Raw genomic sequence first — 17,144 nt, forward strand, 5'->3', positions numbered from 1 at the left:
GCCGCCCGTCACCGTCCCGCGGCCGGAGGCACCTGGCTGCCGGTGGGACGGTTCCCGTAGCCTTCACCCTTGTGCAGGTCCCTCTCCCCCAGCCTCCCGGCAGTCCGGGCCCCGGGGCCATCGAGAGGGCCCGGCGGCAGCGGCGTCACCATGAGGAGGTCCCAGCGTGTCACGGCAGTTGCTCACGGTCGGTCCGGACCAGCCGGAGGGCTTCCGGACGATCGGCGAGGCCCTGGAGAAGGCGCGCGCGGGAGCGGTGATACGCGTCCGGCCCGGCCGATACCGCGAGAACCTGACCGTCCGCACCCGCATCACCATCGCCGGTGACGGAGAGCGCGGCAGCGTGGAGATCTGCCCGCCGCGCGGCACCGCCGTGGTGCTCGTCGCGGACGCCGTGATGCTCACCGACCTGACGCTGCGCGGCGGCAGCGAGGACCTGCCGGTGGTGGACGCGCCCCGGGGCCAGGTGGCCATGGACGGCTGCACGGTCGTGGGGTCGGGCTGGACGGCCGTGCTGGCGCGCGAGAACGGCTCGGTCGCGATCCGGGACTGCCGCATATCCAACCCGGCGGGCGCCGGGTTCGTGGACACCGCGCCCACCGGGAGCGTCGTCGCCGACTCCGTCTTCGAGCACCTGGGGACCTCCGCCCTCGTCCTCGGCGAGCAGGCCCGCACCACCGTGCGCGGCTGCCGGGTGCGCGACGCCCAGGGCAACGGCATCCTCGCCAACGGCGAGGCGCAGGGCCGGGTGGAGGACTGCGACCTCACCGCGACCGGCAAGCCCGCCGTCGCGCTGGAGGGCATGTGCTCGACCCATGTGCTGCGGACCCGGGTGCACGACACCTCGGTCGGCGTGTACGTGACGAGCAGCGCGCGGCCCACCCTGGAGGACGTCACCGTCACCGACACCACCGGGCCGGGTTTCGTCCTGTCCTCCGGCGCGGACCCGGAGGTGCTGCGCTGCGCGACCGCGCGCACCAAGGGCAACGGGCTCACCGTCACCGAGCGCTCCCGCGGCACCTTCCACGACTGCGTCTTCGACTCCGCCGCCGACCCGGCCGTCCGGGTGGTCGGCAACAGCGCGCCGCTGCTGATCGGCACCACCGTGCGGGACTGCGCCGACAAGACGGCCTCCGTGCTGCTGATGGACGGCTGCTCCGCCGAGTTCGACCGGCTGGACGTCCTCGACGCCGCCGGTGTCGGCGTCTCGGTGCGCACCAACGCCAACCCGCTGCTGAGCCGGACCAGGATCACCGACGCCCGCGGGCACGGCCTGGAGATCACCGAGGACGGGCGCGGGCGCCTGGAGGCATGCACCGTCGAGGGGACCGAGGGCGCGGGCGTCCGCATCGCCGACGGCGGCGCCCCCGAGATCCGTGACACCGCGGTGCGCCGCACCGGCCTGGCCGGGGTGTCGGTCGGCGCCGACGGGCGCGGCACCCTCCTGGACTGCGAGATCCGCTCCAGCGGCGCCGCGGGCCTGCACGTGGAGAGCGGCGGCGAGATCACCGGGCAACGGCTGCACGTCACCGAGGCGCAGGCCCACGGCATCCTGGTCGCGGAGGGCGGCCGGGCGGCCCTGGAGGCGTGCCAGATCACCGGCAGCACCGGGGACGGCATCCGGGTGGACAGCGCCGAGAAGGTCGCCCTCGTCCAGTGCACCGTCCGCGACAACCGGGGCGCGGGGCTGCGGCAGAGCCGGGGCAGCGACCGCATCACGGTGGAGGGCCTGGACAGCAACGGCAACGCGGCCCCCGACGCCTGGGGCGAGGAGGCGGGCCCAGGCGGCGCGGAGACCGGCCCCTCGGGCGGCGGGCCGAAGAAGCCCGAGGGCCCGCTGGAGGAGCTGGAGACGCTGGTCGGACTCGCCGACGTCAAGCACCAGGTCCGCACCCTGATCAACCTCAACCAGCTCGCGCAGCGCCGGGCCAGCCTCGGCATGCCCGCGCCGCCGATGAGCCGCCACCTGGTCTTCTCCGGGCCGCCCGGCACCGGCAAGACCACCGTCGCCCGCCTCTACGGCGGCATCCTCGCCGACCTCGGCGTGCTGCGCTCCGGGCACCTGGTGGAGGTGTCCCGCGCCGACCTGGTCGCCCAGATCATCGGCGGTACCGCGATCAAGACCACCGAGGCGTTCAACGAGGCGCTCGGCGGCGTGCTGTTCATCGACGAGGCGTACACCCTGCTGTCGGACAGCAAGGGTTCGGGCTCCGACTTCGGCCAGGAGGCCATCGACACCCTCCTGAAGCTGATGGAGGACCACCGCGACGACGTCGTCGTGATCGCCGCCGGGTACACCGACCAGATGGACACCTTCCTCGGCTCCAACCCCGGTCTCGCCTCCCGCTTCACCCGCACCATCGAGTTCGCGAACTACTCGGTGGAGGAGCTGGTCACCATCACCGAGTCGATGTGCGAGGCACACCGCTACGAGCTGGACCCGAGCACCCTGGACGCGCTGGCCCGGCACTACGAGCGGATGCCGCGCGACGCCACCTTCGGCAACGGCCGCGCGGCCCGCCGGGTGTTCGAGGAGATGGTGGACCGGCAGGCGTTCCGGCTGGGCTCGATGGCGAACCCGGCGGAGGCGGACCTGTCGCTGCTGCTGCCCGCCGACGTGGCCGCCGAGGACACCGCGGGCGCGGGCGACGCGACGCGCAGCGCCCAGGAGTTGCTGTCCGAGCTGGACGCGATGGTCGGTCTCGGGTCCGTCAAGCGCGAGGTCACCGACCTCACCAACCTGCTGGAGGCGACCCGCAAGCGGCGGGCCGCGGGGCTGCCCACGCCGAAGATCAGCCACCACCTGATCTTCTCCGGGCCGCCCGGCACCGGCAAGACGACCGTCGCCCGCCTCTACGCGGACCTGCTGCACTCCCTGGGTGTGCTGAAGACCGGGCAGTTGGTCGAGGTGGCCCGCGCCGACCTGGTGGGCCGGTACGTGGGACACACCGCGCAGCTCACCAAGGAGGTCTTCGAACGGGCCTTCGGCGGCGTGCTGTTCATCGACGAGGCGTACACCCTCACCCCCGAGGGCTCGGGGTCCGACTTCGGCCAGGAGGCGGTGGACACGCTCCTGAAGCTGATGGAGGACCACCGTGACGAGGTCGTCGTCATCGCGGCGGGCTACACGCGTGAGATGCGGCGCTTCGTGGACTCCAACCCCGGTCTCGCGTCCCGCTTCAGCCGCACCGTGGAGTTCGAGCACTACTCCACGGACGAGTTGGCGACCATCATGAACATCTACGCCTCCCAGTCGGGTTACGACTGCCCGGACGAGACGATGACGGCACTGCGCGGCTACCTCGAACTCGTCCCGCGCGACCGCGCGTTCGGCAACGCCCGCACCGCGCGCCAGATCCTGGAGTCGATGATGACGCGGCAGGCCCGGCGCATCGGCACGATGGCCGCGCCGGGCCTGGAGGACCTGCGGCTGCTGCTCCCGGAGGACCTCCCGGCCGAGGCCCCGCAGCCCACGGGCTGACCCGACGCGCGGAGTGCGGCGCGTCCGAGGACGCGCCGCACTCGGTCGGAACATCGTCGCGTCAGACGGAGGCGGGTGCCGTCCCGCCTCCGGAGCCCCCGGCGGCCACCGGAGCTGATCCGGCGCCCTCCGGTCCCCCGGCGTCACCGTCGTCCCCGGCGTCACCCGTGACCTCGTCGCCCCCGGCGTCCGGCGCCCCGGCGCCGTCCGTGCCGTCCGGCACGCGCGCGTCCGAAGCCGTCCGCGCCCCCGCCTCCGCCGCCTCCGCGTCCTCCTCCGGCAGGCCGATCGTCCCGGGCTCCAGGATGAAGTCGTACAGCTCGTCGTGCGAACGGGTGCGGTGGCTGGAGTCGACGTGGGCGTTCCAGCGCTCCGCCAGCCGCAGGTGCTCCGTCCAGGCGGCCCGGTTGCGCAGGATGTTCGCCCGCAGCCCCGGCAGGTCCATCGCGGTGAGGTTCCACGAGTCCGCGTCCCCGCACAGCGTGTTGTCGCGGATGGCGACCGTGTTGCGGGAGAGGGAGGCGGGGAAGTTGGCGCACACCCTCGGGCGGTGCGCGTAGGCGCCGCAGCGGGCGTGGCCGGGGGCGATCTCCATCAGGAACACGCACCCCTCGGTGTCCGGCCGGTGCCGCAGCCGGATGTCGTAGCGGGGCCCGTCGCGCCGGAACCGGAAGTCGCCGTCGTCCTTCTCCTGGAGGGCGAGGAACTCCCGCGGGTGCAGGGCCATTCCGGTGGCGAGGCCGCGCACGTCGTCCATGGTGACGTTGACGGTGTACTCGCGGCAGCAGCGTCCCTTGCAGGACGCGCAGCCGGCCAGGGCTGCCGCCGAGCCGCTCACGCGACCACCTCCTCGGGCCAGGGGGCCCCGGTCTCGCGGGCGGCGTGGGCCTCCAGCAGGTAGCGCTGGAAGTCCTCGATGCCGGGCGGGTCGCCCGGCCCCTTGTCCAGTTCGTTCCAGCGCCTGACGGTCTCGAACCAGTGGTCGCGGTCGGCCACCCAGTCCCGCCGCGCCCGTGCCAGCCCGGCCGCGTCGAGCGGGCGCCCGACGGTGCCCGGCCCTTCGTCCTCCGGTGCGGCACCGGTCGGGTGCTCCCGCCCGGCGCCCGCGTCGGCGGCGTCCGCCTCGTCGTCCCGGCCGGGGACGGCCGGGTACATCCGGCAGGAGACCGGGGCGAGTTCGCCCAGGCCGCAGCGGCCGGTGCCCTCCAGGGTGAGGACGTGGAAGACGCAGCCGTGGGCGGCGTTGGCGATCCTGACGTTGACCCGGCGCCGCGCGTTGTCCAGGACGACCCCGGTGGGGTCGTTGGCGGCGGCCGGGGCGGTCTGCACGAAGTGCCACGGCTCCAGGGCCAGGGTCCGTGAGATGCGTACGATGTCCGCGCCCGTGACCAGGCGCGGGCCGCGGTAACAGAGACGTTCGGCGCGGGTGGACTGCCACGCGCCGTCGGCGCCCGGTGTGCTGTCCGCTGTCAAACCGTGTTCCCCTCAGATCTTCCGGCACCCGTGTCCCCGGGCGCGGGCGGCCGCACCGGCGCCGTCCCGCGACGCCGCGGACCCGGTCCGCTCCCGGTGGTCGCCAGCGAGCGTAGTCGATCGCCTGTCCGAACCGTGGGCCGGGCGAGTGTCGGCACCGGCCTCCGCCGGACGTGCCGGATTTCCTTGCCCGCGCGGCCAGTTCGGGCCCGGGAGGCGGGGGCGGGCCGGGCGGCCGGTGCGGTCGGGAATGGTGGGCCCCGGTTTCCGCGCGGTCCCGGTGACATGGCCCGGGGCCGAGCGGGCAGGAGGCGTTCGTCCGGTGTCCCCCTCGGGTGGCGCCGCGCGTTCCCGCCCGCACCCGCCGTGACGAAGGACGAGCCTGACATGACAGTTGAGCCGGATCCGCTGCACCAGCCGGCCGCGCCGGTCGTGACCGAGTCGGTGCCCGATCTGCAACTGCAGATGCTGGTACGGCTGATGAGCGAGGACGACGGTGCCGCGCTGCCGCTGACGCTGCTGGTCGCGGGCGGGCTGCTGCACGGCGAGCTGATCTCGCACGAGGCGTGGAAGGCCGACTGGGCGCGCGGGCTGCGCGGGGTCGGCGGGGCGGGCGCGCATCTGCTGGAGCGGTTCCCCGAGCAGGTCGACCAAGAGGTGGCCGCCCGGCAGGGAGCGGCCGCGCGCCGTCTGCCGCAGTGGATCCACCTGCGCAACGCCACCTGTCTCGGCGGCTCGGGCGACCCGGTCGTCATGCCGCTGTGGCGGGGGCGGCTCGCGGACGTGTCCGGCTGGTCGCTCGGCACGCCCGCCTGATCAGGGCCCGGTGCGGGCGGGTCAGCCGTCCGCCAGCGCGATGTGCGCGGTGACCCGCTTCCCGGCCGGTTCGAGCTGGACGTGGAAGCGCTGAGCCAGGGCCTGGACGATCTCCAGACCGTGCCTGCCGACCCGGTGGGCGTCGGTCCCGCGGGCGACGGGCCTGACCCGGGCGCCGTCCCGCACGGTCACCGCCACCGTGGCGTCCACGATCCGCAGTTCCATCAGCGCGGGGCCCGGCGCGTACTTGCGGGCGTTGGTCACCAGCTCGCTCACCACGAGCTGCGTGAGGTCCTTCGCGCGGGCGGAGACCGCGACGCCGAGCAGGGTCCCGGCCCGGGTCAGGAAGTCGGCGGCGAAGCGGCGCGCCTCGGCGATGCAGCCGTCGTCACCCCGCAGCGCCAGCGCGCACGGCGCGCCCCCGCGCCCCTCACCCTCTGCCCTCACTGATGTCACGTGCGGCCACCTTCGTCCCCGATGTCTCCTCCCGGATACCCAGGACGCCGCTTCACATGTCCCGCTCGCCCCCACCGGTTCGCCCGTCTGCCCTACGATCGGGGGCACGCCTTCCGGCGCGTGCCCCGGCCCGTGCCGCTCCAGCGAGCGCAGTCGAGGACACGGTGACAGACACACAGCCGCAGCACCCCTCCCACCTGTCGGTCCGCCGATCCACCGTCGACGGGGTCCGGGTGGTCGCCCTGCACGGCGAGCTGGACCACGCCGCGCGGGCCGAGCTGGGTGACGTGCTGCACCCGCCGGGTGCCGAGTCGCCGCGGACGGTGGCCGACCTCGCCGGGGTGACGTTCATGGACTCCAGCGGCATCAACATCCTGATCGCGGCCCACCGGGCGGCCGCGGAGAGCGAGGGGTGGCTGCGGATCACCGGGGCGCGGCCCTCCGTGCTGCGGGTGCTGCAACTGGTCGGTCTCGATCAGGTCATCCCCTGTTTCGACACGCTCCCGCAGGCGCTGGAGAATTGACCGGCCGGGGAGAAAACGCTCTCTCCCGCACCGGCGTTCGCGCCCGGCGCCGCTGAGATCCACGGCCCCCTCCGATCCGCTGCCCCGGCTCCCGCGCTGCCGTAAGCTGCCCGCGTCGGCCACGACGTGAACAGATGAATATCGAAGGAGCGCCTCGATGGTGGAGCGGGACGACGCTGTGGACCTGATGGGGCTCCTCTCCGTCGAGGGCCAGGACCTGGCCGCGTCGTGGGTGAGCGAGGTGTCGGGCTCGCTGAAGGGCCGCATCGGGCGGGCCGAACTCGACCGCGAACTGCGCGAGCTGTACGACGCGTTGGTGGAGGCGCTGGGCCAGGGCGCGGTGGACGTGCACGCCGAGCAGATGTCCGAGGTGCGGGCCCTGCTCACGGAGCTGTCGCGCAACAGGGCCCGGCAGGGGTTCTCCCCGAGCGAGACGGCGATCAGCGTCTTCGCCCTGAAGCGCATCCTCGAACCCGCCCTGCGCGACGGCTCCGCGGAGAACGTGCGCGCCTATCTGCTCCTCGGCCGGATCCTGGACGAGCTGGGCCTGTTCACCATCGAGACGTACACCCGCACCCGCGACGAGCTGATCACCGCGCAGGCCGAGCAGCTCCTCGAACTCTCCACGCCGGTGGTCCGGTTGTGGGACGGCGTCATCGCGGTGCCGCTGGTCGGCACGCTGGACTCGGCGCGCACCCAGGTCGTGATGGAGAAACTCCTCCAGGCCCTGGTGGACACCGGTTCGGAGCAGGCGATCATCGACATCACGGGCGTGCCCGCGGTGGACACCCAGGTCGCCCAGCACCTGCTCAAGACGATCGTCGCCGCCAAGCTGATGGGCGCCGAGTGCACGGTCTCCGGGATCAGCCCGCAGATCGCGCAGACCATCGTCGCGCTGGGCATCGAGTTCGACGGCATCGTGACGAAGGCGAGCCTGGCCGACGCGCTCAAGCTGGCGCTGCGCCGCTCCGGCGTCGACCTGGTCGCGCAGCAGGGGGCGCTGCGATGAGCGAGCGGATCCCGGTCCTGCGGATCGGCGACGTCCTGCTGGTCTCGGTCCAGTTCGACCTGGAGGACCAGACGGTGCTGAACCTCCAGGAGGATCTGGCGGAGCAGATCGTCGCGACGTCGGCGAGCGGCGTCGTCATCGACATCAGCGCCCTGGAGATCGTCGACTCGTTCGTGGGGCGGATGCTGTCGACGGTCGCCGCCGTCTCCCGGGTGCTCGACGCCCGGACGGTCGTGGTGGGGATGCGTCCCGCCGTCGCGATCACCCTCGTCGAACTGGGGCTCTCGCTCGGCGGCGTCAGCACGGCCCTCGACCTGGAGAAGGGGCTGGCGAAGCTGGGGCGGCCCGTCGGTTCGGCCCCGCGGTGACGACGCCCTGGCAGGCCGGAGCCGAGCCGCGGAGCTACCCGATCCACCGCAGCAGCGACCTCGTCCACATCCGTCAGGCCGTGCGGGCGCTGTCGCAGGAGTGCGGCCTGTCCCTCGTCGACCAGACGAAGATGATCACCGCGGCGAGCGAACTGGCCCGCAACACCCTCGTCTACGGGGGCGGCGGCGCCGTCAGGACGGGGCTGGTCGGCGCGGACGCCCGGCGCGGTGTCGCGGCCGTCTTCGAGGACGCGGGGCCCGGCATCCCCGACGTCGAGCAGGCGATGACGGACGGCTGGACGTCGGGCAGCGGGCTCGGTCTCGGGCTCAGCGGCGCCCGCCGCCTCGTCGACGACTTCGACCTGCGGACCGCGCCGGGCGAGGGCACCGTGGTGACCATCGTCAAGTGGGTGCGATGACCGCCACCGTCTCCCCGCGCTGCGAGGACGTGGCCTGGTTCCGGGACGGGGCGTCGCTCGCGACGACGGCCAGGGGCGCGTCGGCCGCGCTCGCCCGGCGCCTCGGTCTGGGCGCCCACCGGGCCGCCGAGGTGGCCCTCGCGGTCACCGAGGCCGCCACCAACGTGCAGCGGCACTCCGTGGACGGCGGGCTGCTGCTGCGCGTGGTGCGCTCCGGGGCGGAGGCCGGGGTGGAGTTCCTCACCGTCGACTCCGGGCCCGGGATGCCGGACGTGCGGGCAGCGCTGGTCGACGGCGCGTCCAGCGCCGGCAGCCTCGGGATCGGGCTGGGCACGGTCGCGCGGCTGGCGGACCACTTCGACCTGCACTCCGTGCCGGGGCGCGGGACGGTCCTCAGCGCCCGGTTCTGGCCGCGCGCGGGCGACACCGCGCCCGGCACCGCGCTCCCCGGCGCGGGCGCCGCCGACGGGGTGACCCGGCCCATCAGCGGCGAGACGGTGTGCGGGGACGCCTGGTCGGTCCGCACCGCCGACGGCCCCGAGGGCGCCCGCCCGCCGGTCGTGGTGATGCTCTGCGACGGGCTCGGGCACGGTCCGCTGGCCGCGCGGGCCAGCCGGGCCGCCGTCGAGGCGTTCCAGGCCTGCGCCGACCTCAGCCCGGAGGGTGTCCTGACCGCCGTCGACCGGGCGCTGCGCGGGACGCGCGGCGGCGCCGTCGCGGTGGCGCGGCTCGAACCGGCCGCGGGACGGGTCCTGTACTGCGGTGTCGGCAACGTCAGCGGGTTCCTGACGGACGCGGACGGGCGCAGGGCGCTGCTGTCGGCGCCCGGGATCGTCGGCGCGCAGATGCGCACGCTGCGGACGTTCGAGCAGCCGCTCCCGGCGGGCGGCGCCCTGGTGATGCACTCGGACGGGCTGACCGAGCGGTGGGACCCGGCCGCGCTGCCGGGGCTGCTGCGCCACACCCCGCTGGTCATGGCCGCTCAGCTGCTGCGAGAGGCCGCGGTGCGCAGGGACGACGCGAGTGTCGTCGTCGTCAAGGGGGCGTGGTGAGCGGCGTGCGGCGGACGGGCCGTGGTGACCGGCGCGGGCGCGGTCACCGGGGAGCGGGTGCGGGGCGGGGGACGAGCGGGCCGTGCTGACCGGCGGCGGGACGGGTGGGGTGCGGTGACCGGCGGGGGACGGCTTCCGGTGACCGGCGGGGCGGAGGGGAGCGCGCGGGTCGGCGCGCCGCCGGGGCCGGTGTCCCGGTCGGCCGCCGCGCCGCCGTCCCCCGGGCCCCTCGCCACGTTCGCGCTGACGTCGGCGCAGGACGTGTTCGGGCTGCGGCGCAGCGCCCAACAGGTGGCCGCCGCGCTCGCGTTGGACCGGCAGGACCAGGTGCGGCTGGCGACGGCGCTGAGCGAACTGGGCAGGGACCGGCTCGGGTGCGCCGGTCTCGAGGTCTCCTTCGCCCTGGCGCGCGCGGAACGCCCCGACTGCCTGGTCGTCACCTTCACCTGGACCGGTGGTCCGGCGCCGGGCGGGGAGTCGCTCGCCCTCGCCGCGAAGCTCGTGGAGGTGGCGGAGGGGACGGAACCCGGGGCCCGTCGCGTCGTCGTCGTGCAGCCGCTGCCCGCCGACGGCCCGGACGCGGCCGGACGGCGGGCGCGGCTCGCCGACGTCCTCAGGGAGGGGGTCAGGTCCACCGAGGCGGACACCCTGCGCGCCCAGACCAGGGACCTGATCGCCACCCTGGCGGAGACCCGCGCCCAGCGGGAGGAACTGCGGCGTCTCAACGAGGAGTTGGAGGAGACGAACCGCGGCGTGCTGGCCCTCTACTCGGAGCTGACGCAGGAGCTGGAGACCACCAACCGGGGCGTGCTCGCGCTCCACTCCGAACTCGACGACAAGCGGCGCCAGTTGCAGGAGGCGAGCGAGGCCAAGACCAGGTTCTGGACGAACATCAGCCATGAACTGCGCACCCCGGTCAACTCGGTGGTGTCGCTCTCCCGGCTGCTGCTGGCCCCTGGCTCGCCCCCGCTCACCGGCGAGCAGCGCGACCAGGTCGGGCTCATCGCGTCGTCGGGCCACACCCTGCTGTCGCTGGTGAGCGACCTGATGGACGTCGCCAAGGCGGAGGCGGGGCACGTCGAGATCCGTCCGGCGCCGGTGGACCTGCGGCTGGTCGTCGCGCACCTCGGCGGTCTCCTGCTCAGCGGCCACGGCCACGACGGCGTCACCCTCGTCACCCCGCGCCTCGACCGGCCCCCGGCGCTGGTGACCGACGAGACGCTGCTGATCCGCGTCCTGCGCAACCTCCTGTCGAACGCGCTGAAGTTCACCCGGCGCGGGGAGGTGCGCCTGGAGGTGACCGCGGAGCCACGGCGCGACCCGCCCGGCGTCCTGTTCACCGTCACGGACACCGGGGTCGGCATCCCCGCCGCCGACCTCGACCGGGTCTTCGAGGCGTTCTACCAGGTCAGGGGCGAGCACCAGAACGGGCGGCCCGGCACCGGGCTCGGCCTGCCCTACGCCCGCACGCTCACCGAACTCCTCGGCGGCTCCCTCACCCTGACCAGCACCGAGGGCAGCGGCACCCGGGTGCGGGTCCGCCTGCCCGACCTGAGCCGGACCGACCCGAAGGACCCGACCGACCCGAAGGACGGAGGGGGCGGAGCATGACCGACGGCGAGCCGGGGCCGTCGCCCGCGACCATCCTGGTCGTCGACGACAACGAGACCAACCGCTACGTCCTGACCACCTGGCTGCGGCGGGCGGGGCACACCGTCCTCCCGGCGGCGACGGGCACCGAGGGCATCGCCCTCCTCGGCACCGCGCCCGAGCTGCTGCCGGACCTCGCGATCGTCGACGTCCGGCTGCCCGACATGAGCGGCTTCGAGGTGAGCGAGCGCCTCAAGGGCGACCCGCTGACCGCGGCGCTGCCGATCATCCAGATCTCGGCCGCCGCGGTCGGCCCCGAGGACCACGCGGAGGGGCTGCGGCGCGGCGCGGACGCCTACCTCGACCAGCCCGTCGACCCCGGCGAACTCCTCGCCACCGTCACCGCGACGCTGCGCCACGCGCGGGCCAGACAGCGCGCCGAGCGGCTCACCCGGCGGCTCATCGCCCTGAACCGGGCGACCCTGGACGTCTGCGGCGCCGTCGGCTTCCACTCCTTCGCGACCGCCGCCACCGGGGGCGCGGCGACCGTCCTGGGCGGTCCGGCGAGCGCGGTGTTCCTCTCCCCCGGCGCGCAGGCCGTCCACAGCATGACGGACGCGCCGCACGCCCCGGTGCGGGTCAGGCCCGCCCACCCGGGGCTCCTCGACCAGCTCACGGCGTACGGACTCCACCAGGACACCGGGGTCGCCGTGGTCCACGTCCCGCACGACCAGTGGCGGACCCTGCTGCCGGACGACCACCTGGACGGCGAGGTGACGCTGGCGATGTCCAGGACCAAGCGCGGCCGTCCGCCGGTCTGCCTGGCCGTCCCGGCGCGGACCCTGCGCGGACCCGACGACGGGCAGCTCCTTCAGCAGTTGGCCAACGGCAGCGCGCTGGCCCTGGAGGCGCTGCGCACCTTCGACGAGGAGCACGCGCTCGGCCTGGCCCTGCAACGGTCGTTCCTGCCCAAGGAGTTGCCGGTGGTGCCGGGGGTCGAACTGGCCTTCCGCTATCTGCCCGCCTCCGAACACGCGGAGATCGGAGGCGACTTCTACGAGGCGGTACGGACCCGGCACGGCCTGCTGCTCGCCATCGGGGACGTCGTCGGGCACTCGGTGACCGCGGCGACCGTCATGGGCGAGGTCCGGCACGCGCTGCGCGCCTACGCCGTCGAGGGGCATCCGCCGCACCGGGTCCTGGAACGCCTGGAGACCCTGCTGCGGCAGTCGCAGCCGGGCATCACGGTGACGCTCTGCCTCGTCCTGGTCGCCCCGGACCGCCGCCGGCTCCACATCGCGAACGCCGGTCACATCCCCCCGCTGGTGACCGACCCGGTGACGGGAACGCGGTTCCACACCCCGCACGGGCCGCTTTTGGGTCTGGGACTGCCCCACCCCGAGCCCGCCGTCCTGGACGTCGTGCCCGGCACCCGGCTGCTGATGGTGACGGACGGACTCGTCGAGGTCCGCGCCGCGCACCTCGACACCACCCTCGCCGAACTGCGCGAGGCGGTGGCCGCGGGGCCGCGGGACCTGGAGGAGATGTGCGACCTCCTGCTCGCCCGCTTCGGACGGCACAAGGACGACGACATCGCCCTGCTCACCGCCCTGTTCACCTGACGGCGGGCGCGGGACCGTCCGCCGTCAGGTGAGCCGCCGCCCGTGGGGTCAGCTGATGAAGGAGCCGGGGGCGCAGGCGGAGGCCGTCACCCAGGCGTGGGACATGATGTTGTCGTTCATGTTGGCGTTGTTGGTGAACCTGTTGCGGGCCAGGTCGTCGACGTACAGCTCACCGGGCTTGAGGCAGCCGTACGCGGTGTCGTCGTAGTTGGTCCAGTAGTAGAAGGCGACGACGTCCTTGCCGCCGACGTACCCGCTGTTCATCACCGACGAGGCAGAGTTGGCGTCGGAGCCCTGGAAAGGACCTGCCGAGTCGCCCCAGTTGGGGTCGTTGCCGGGGGTCACGCCGAGCAGGGTGCCCCCGCAGTCGGTGCCGCTCCAGGCCCGGACGTTGCCGTCCCGGCCGTGGCTGTTCCAGTTGGTGTTGCAGCCGGTCCCCGCCTGAGCGGTGACGGGCACGGCGACCCCGAAGGCCGCGATGCCGAGCGTGACGGCCGCGATGGTCAACTTGCGCATGGTGTGGTCCTGTTCTGCCTCGGCGAGGCGGACTCGGTGACGGGTGGAACGGAACGCCGGGACGACGGCGGTGTGGTGGACGCGGGTGGTCCCGGTGGTGCGGTGGTGCGGCGGCATGGCGACCCGTCGGCGCGGCGGAGGGACGGTGTCCCTTTCGGCCAATCTGACGAGCCGTCAAGCGCGTGCGGGAACGACCTTCTCGGCGCGGGTGAGCGCGTCGCGGCGGAGCCGGTCGTAGCGGGCGAGGGTCCGGAGGAGGTCGGCGGGCAACCGGCCCAGGTAGTGGGCCTCCCGGCGCTCCCCCACCGCTCGCAGTGAGACGGCACGGGCGCACCGGGCGTCGGCGACCGCGACGGTGACCTCGGCGGCGAACGTCCGGGCCTCCTCCGCCGTGCTCTGCTCGGCGGCGTGGTCACGGGTGGCCCGCCGGGCGGCGCCGGGGTCGGCGAAGGGGTGACCGGCCCGGCCCATGCAGCGCGACCAGTCCCGCACCGCGCGGGTGAACTCCGGGTCGTGCAGCAGCTTCCCCACGTACAGCGGGCGGAGGTTGCCGGCGGTCGTGTCGGTGCGGAACCACGTCAGCGGGTCGCCGTAGAGCGCCCGTTCGGCCTCGGCGGTGCAGCCGCCCGACTGTTTGCGGACGGTGCCGCCGCCCGGCTCCCGGGTGCTGAGCACGGGTGCGGACCGGCCGCCGTCCAGGGCCGTGTCGTAGGCCGACCTGCGGGATGCGGAGAGGGAGTCGCGGTAGGCGGGGTTGGGGTCGCGCAGCCGGGCGCGGTCCCCCTTCGCCATGATCCGGCTGCCGTATCCGTGGGCGCGGGCCCAGTCGACGTCGTCCTGGACGTAGCCGACGGGACGGCTCTCCTCCAGGCTCGGGCCGCGCCGCTCCCAGAAGCGGAAGCCGTGCTCGGCCATGCACCGGGTGACCAGGCGCTGTTCGGCGTCGGCGATCCGCAGGTCGTCGGCGTAGCCGAGCCGGGCGACCGGTGCGGTGGGCGTCCCGGGTCCGGTGGGCCCGGTGTCCCGGCCGCAGCCCGAGAGGGTGAGGGCGACCCCCGCGGCCGTCGCGCACACCGCACCCAGCAGACGGGTCCGGCGGCGGGCTGCGGAGCGCTGCATCGGTCGACTCCTCTCTGTGGTGCTGCCGTTGGGTGGCTTTCGCTGCGTAGACGTGCGGGGGCGGGGGTCCGTATGACGGCCCGCGCGGGAACTTCCGCGTCCCGCTGAGCGCGCCGGTCCGGGCGGGCGGGGGTCTGTCGCGTTCCGGACACCCGGCGCGGGTCGCCCCAACTCGGGCACCGGGCGCGCCGGACTTCGTCCCGAAGGGGTGCAGTCCCCGTCAAAGACGCGTCAAGAGCCAGGTCAGATGGGATACTTGCGAAGGTACGCAGACGTCGCGCGGAGCGCGGCCGAGGGAAGGGGACGTCCGGTGGCACACCACGGCAGTGGTCTCGGCAAGGTCGAGGTGCGGCTCAAATGGGACCCGAGTCCTCTCGGTGAGTCCCCCCGCCATCTCGACATCGTCGCCGCGACGTACACCGCGGACGATCCGTACGGTGAGCCCGACTACGTCGTGCACTGGGACAGCCGCTCGCCGGACGGCACGATCAACATGAACCGGCACAGCAAGACCGGCATGGGCTTCGGCTTCGTCGAGGTCATGTCCCTGGAGTTCGACAGGCTGGCCGAGCGCTTCGCCCGGGTCGTCGTCGGCGTGGTCATCCACCAGGAGCCCGACCCGCGCACCTTCGGCGACATGTCCAACGCGGGCATCCTGATCGTCGAGGGCTACCGGGAGCTGCTCGTCGAGGACTTCACCGCCGTCTCCGGCGCGACGGCGACGACCCTCGCGGAGTTCCTCCGCGACGACACGGGCGGCTGGCGCATGCACCCGATGGTCCGGGGCTCGGACAACGACCCGGCGGGCTTCATGACGGAGATGGGGTCGGTGCGCCACGCCTGATCCTCCGTCCCGGGGGCGGCGGGTGGCCGGTACCCGCGACGTACCGCGGGTCCGGCCGCCGGGTGGGCAGGCGCGCAGGGCTCCTTTGGCTATCCTGCGCGGGTACACAGCATGTGATCGCTCTGTCGCTGTCCGCACCTATCCCGGGAGTCGTGGATGCAGGAACAGACCGTCGTTCACCGTGGCAGGACCCTCGCGTGGGAGGGGTTCTGCATGGGGCCAGAGCTGCTGTCGCGCGCGGAGCTGGAGGACGTCTCCCGGCGGCTGCTCGGGGTCGGGCTCGCCGGGGCCGAGGCCGCCGCCGACACGGAGCTGCGGCCGTTCGGGGCGGAGCGCGGGCAGGTGCCGGCCATCGTGCTGGGGACCGCCTCCGCCCTCAAGGGCTGCTTCGAGGCCGACGTCGCGCAGCTCGCGCTCGGCCGGTCGCCCGACGACTTCTCCGCCTACATGGAGGCCCGGTCGGTGTACCTGGCCGCCCCGGGCGACCTGGTCGTGGGCCGGGGCGAGCCGTGGCGGCAGGCGGTGGCGGCCGCCGGGAAGGTGGTCGCGGTCGAGGTGGCCGAGACGCGCTTCTACTACCTCTCCCACGCGCTGCTCACGCTGGCCGTGACCTCGCCGCCCGAGCGGCTCGCGGCTCCCCTGGACACCCTGGTACGGCAGTTGAGGCAGGCGCCCGGGACCGTCGTGCGGCTGTTCGCCGTCGACCCCGAAACCCGGGTGCTGCTGCTGTGGCTGAAGCGGGCGGCGGGCCTGCCGGAGCTGCGCCTGGACGCCAACGGCCCCGAGATCGCCGAGCGTTGGAACCGCAAGACGACGCTGTACCCGACCGTCGAGCAGGCGGTGGAGGTGCCAGGACCCAGCGTCGACGACGACCCCCGGACCCTGCTGGACGCCGAGGCCGAAGTGACGCCCTTCCACCGGGAGTTCGGGGTGCTGCTGCCCCGGCTCCCGGGCTACTCGCTCACCCGGCGCGGCTCCGACGAACCGCTGATGCGCGCCCAGGTCCGCACGGCGGCGACGCTGCTGCGCGAGCGGTACGGCCTGGAACTCGGCTGCTTCAAGCCCGCCGAGGCCCTCACCGGCAGCCGGATCCGGATGGGGGTGCCGCTGGACGACGTCCCCGCGCTGGACGCGCTCGCCCGGCAGGCGATGGAGACGGAGGAGGACTACGTCCTGGAGGCGCACACCCACTACGGGCGGCACCGGGTGCCCGGCTACGAGTTCATCCTGGCGCCCTCCGCGCACGTGGTCGCGGGGCGGCCCGCCGAGGGCGGCACGGTGCAGATCACCCGGGGCAGCGTCTGGGAGGGCAGTGTCTACGTGGACGAGGACACGTGCGCGCGGTTCGGCATCGCGCCCGACCGGTTCCGTGCCGTGCGGGCCGGGGTCGCCGCGCTGCACGGCGCGTTCCAGGGCGCCGGGCGCGACCTCGGGTTCGTGAAGGGCGGTGTGGACTTCGCGCTGGCACGCCTCGGCGGCCGTTTCGGGGAGCGTCAGGTGGTGGCGATGCAGGACCTGAACCTGTCGTCGAACGGCGCGGAGTACGTGCGGGCGTTCCTCGCCGAGTCCAGGGAGGCGCTCGGGCGGCGGGAGGGCGTGTACGCGGCGACCAAGGTGGTGCGGCCCGCGGCGGAGACGGACCTGAAGCGGCTGGAGGACGGCGTCGGGCAGCCAGGCCCCGACGGATGGCGGCGCGCGATCACCTCGGTGGCGGGCCGCTGGGGCCTGATCGGGGTGGCGGCGCCCTGTCCGCTGCGGGCGGCCGAGGAGGTCCTCGAGCTGGAGCAGCGACTGCACCGAGCGGGCCTGCTGCGCACCAGCCTGCGGGACGAGTCCGTGCAGCCCGGTTGACCCC

At 74.2% G+C, this 17,144-nt stretch carries 16 protein-coding genes; 11 read left to right on the top strand and 5 right to left on the bottom strand.

Features of this window, described 5'->3' with window-relative positions; translation table 11 throughout:
* The first annotated feature begins 166 nt into the window (after positions 1-166).
* Positions 167-3,481 (top strand): right-handed parallel beta-helix repeat-containing protein, encoded by a 3,315-nt coding sequence (locus tag GA0115242_RS10740; protein WP_093827025.1) that lies wholly within the window; start codon positions 167-169, stop codon positions 3,479-3,481.
* A gap of 61 nt (positions 3,482-3,542) precedes the next feature.
* Here the strand turns inward: GA0115242_RS10740 and GA0115242_RS40680 are convergent, their stop codons facing one another.
* Both GA0115242_RS40680 and GA0115242_RS10755 read right to left on the bottom strand, forming a co-directional pair.
* A complete protein-coding gene (locus GA0115242_RS40680; RefSeq protein WP_161353078.1) occupies positions 3,543-4,319 on the bottom strand; it encodes a YkgJ family cysteine cluster protein in 777 nt (258 codons plus the stop codon).
* Complete coding sequence (locus GA0115242_RS10755; protein WP_093827029.1) at positions 4,316-4,954, bottom strand: hypothetical protein; 639 nt, start codon at positions 4,952-4,954, stop codon at positions 4,316-4,318. Before GA0115242_RS10755 ends, GA0115242_RS40680 begins: the two co-directional genes overlap by 4 nt.
* A 387-nt stretch (positions 4,955-5,341) precedes the next feature.
* On the opposite strand from GA0115242_RS10755, the gene GA0115242_RS10760 reads away from it, so the two are divergent.
* Positions 5,342-5,770: a hypothetical protein gene (locus tag GA0115242_RS10760; protein WP_093827031.1), complete on the top strand. Its 429-nt coding sequence runs from the start codon at positions 5,342-5,344 to the stop codon at positions 5,768-5,770.
* A gap of 21 nt (positions 5,771-5,791) precedes the next feature.
* Here the strand turns inward: GA0115242_RS10760 and GA0115242_RS10765 are convergent, their stop codons facing one another.
* Positions 5,792-6,226 (bottom strand): ATP-binding protein, encoded by a 435-nt coding sequence (locus GA0115242_RS10765; RefSeq protein ID WP_370672267.1) that lies wholly within the window; start codon positions 6,224-6,226, stop codon positions 5,792-5,794.
* Positions 6,227-6,390: 164 nt separating this feature from the next.
* Here GA0115242_RS10765 and GA0115242_RS10770 point away from each other — a divergent pair, with 164 nt between their 5' ends.
* The 7 genes from GA0115242_RS10770 (at position 6,391) to GA0115242_RS10800 (ending at position 12,810) form a co-directional block, all read left to right on the top strand.
* A complete protein-coding gene (locus GA0115242_RS10770; RefSeq protein WP_256089402.1) occupies positions 6,391-6,750 on the top strand; it encodes an STAS domain-containing protein in 360 nt (119 codons plus the stop codon).
* Positions 6,751-6,907: 157 nt separating this feature from the next.
* Positions 6,908-7,759 carry an STAS domain-containing protein gene (locus GA0115242_RS10775; RefSeq protein WP_093827035.1) on the top strand — a complete coding sequence of 284 codons (852 nt, stop codon included), beginning with the start codon at positions 6,908-6,910 and terminating at the stop codon, positions 7,757-7,759.
* Positions 7,756-8,127: an STAS domain-containing protein gene (locus GA0115242_RS10780; protein WP_093827037.1), complete on the top strand. Its 372-nt coding sequence runs from the start codon at positions 7,756-7,758 to the stop codon at positions 8,125-8,127. The genes GA0115242_RS10775 and GA0115242_RS10780 overlap by 4 nt, the downstream gene beginning before the upstream one ends.
* A 41-nt stretch (positions 8,128-8,168) precedes the next feature.
* A complete protein-coding gene (locus GA0115242_RS10785) occupies positions 8,169-8,546 on the top strand; it encodes an anti-sigma regulatory factor (protein ID WP_370672268.1) in 378 nt (125 codons plus the stop codon).
* Positions 8,543-9,598, top strand: a complete 1,056-nt coding sequence (locus tag GA0115242_RS10790) for an ATP-binding SpoIIE family protein phosphatase (protein WP_093827041.1) — start codon at positions 8,543-8,545, stop codon at positions 9,596-9,598. Before GA0115242_RS10785 ends, GA0115242_RS10790 begins: the two co-directional genes overlap by 4 nt.
* 189 nt (positions 9,599-9,787) lie before the next feature.
* Complete coding sequence (locus tag GA0115242_RS10795) at positions 9,788-11,209, top strand: sensor histidine kinase (RefSeq protein ID WP_093827053.1); 1,422 nt, start codon at positions 9,788-9,790, stop codon at positions 11,207-11,209.
* On the top strand, positions 11,206-12,810 hold the full coding sequence (locus GA0115242_RS10800) for a fused response regulator/phosphatase (RefSeq protein WP_093827043.1): 1,605 nt from the start codon (positions 11,206-11,208) through the stop codon (positions 12,808-12,810). The genes GA0115242_RS10795 and GA0115242_RS10800 overlap by 4 nt, the downstream gene beginning before the upstream one ends.
* A gap of 48 nt (positions 12,811-12,858) precedes the next feature.
* Here the strand turns inward: GA0115242_RS10800 and GA0115242_RS10805 are convergent, their stop codons facing one another.
* Together GA0115242_RS10805 and GA0115242_RS10810 are read right to left on the bottom strand one after the other, a co-directional pair.
* Positions 12,859-13,326 carry a hypothetical protein gene (locus GA0115242_RS10805; protein ID WP_093827055.1) on the bottom strand — a complete coding sequence of 156 codons (468 nt, stop codon included), beginning with the start codon at positions 13,324-13,326 and terminating at the stop codon, positions 12,859-12,861.
* A 174-nt stretch (positions 13,327-13,500) separates the two neighbouring features.
* On the bottom strand, positions 13,501-14,445 hold the full coding sequence (locus tag GA0115242_RS10810; protein ID WP_093827045.1) for a hypothetical protein: 945 nt from the start codon (positions 14,443-14,445) through the stop codon (positions 13,501-13,503).
* Between the two features lie 310 nt (positions 14,446-14,755).
* Here GA0115242_RS10810 and GA0115242_RS10815 point away from each other — a divergent pair, with 310 nt between their 5' ends.
* Both GA0115242_RS10815 and GA0115242_RS10820 read left to right on the top strand, forming a co-directional pair.
* The gene (locus GA0115242_RS10815; protein ID WP_256089403.1) at positions 14,756-15,289 is read left to right on the top strand and encodes a TerD family protein; all 534 of its coding nucleotides are present in this window, start codon (positions 14,756-14,758) and stop codon (positions 15,287-15,289) included.
* 213 nt (positions 15,290-15,502) lie between these two features.
* Positions 15,503-17,140 (top strand): hypothetical protein, encoded by a 1,638-nt coding sequence (locus tag GA0115242_RS10820; protein ID WP_161353079.1) that lies wholly within the window; start codon positions 15,503-15,505, stop codon positions 17,138-17,140.
* Positions 17,141-17,144: the final 4 nt, after the last annotated feature.

This window comes from Streptomyces sp. SolWspMP-5a-2 (genome assembly GCF_900091845.1).
Classification (GTDB): domain Bacteria; phylum Actinomycetota; class Actinomycetes; order Streptomycetales; family Streptomycetaceae; genus Streptomyces; species Streptomyces doudnae.

Excerpts from the sequence above, each read along its gene's own strand:
- GA0115242_RS10775 (WP_093827035.1), top strand. The coding sequence starts at position 6,908 with ATGGTGGAGCGGGACGACGCTGTGGACCTGATGGGGCTCCTCTCCGTC.
- GA0115242_RS10800 (WP_093827043.1), top strand. The coding sequence starts at position 11,206 with ATGACCGACGGCGAGCCGGGGCCGTCGCCCGCGACCATCCTGGTCGTC.
- GA0115242_RS10760 (WP_093827031.1), top strand. The coding sequence starts at position 5,342 with ATGACAGTTGAGCCGGATCCGCTGCACCAGCCGGCCGCGCCGGTCGTG.
- GA0115242_RS10790 (WP_093827041.1), top strand. The coding sequence starts at position 8,543 with ATGACCGCCACCGTCTCCCCGCGCTGCGAGGACGTGGCCTGGTTCCGG.
- GA0115242_RS10820 (WP_161353079.1), top strand. The coding sequence starts at position 15,503 with ATGGGGCCAGAGCTGCTGTCGCGCGCGGAGCTGGAGGACGTCTCCCGG.
- GA0115242_RS10780 (WP_093827037.1), top strand. The coding sequence starts at position 7,756 with ATGAGCGAGCGGATCCCGGTCCTGCGGATCGGCGACGTCCTGCTGGTC.
- GA0115242_RS10805 (WP_093827055.1), bottom strand. The coding sequence starts at position 13,326 with ATGCGCAAGTTGACCATCGCGGCCGTCACGCTCGGCATCGCGGCCTTC.
- GA0115242_RS10810 (WP_093827045.1), bottom strand. The coding sequence starts at position 14,445 with ATGCAGCGCTCCGCAGCCCGCCGCCGGACCCGTCTGCTGGGTGCGGTG.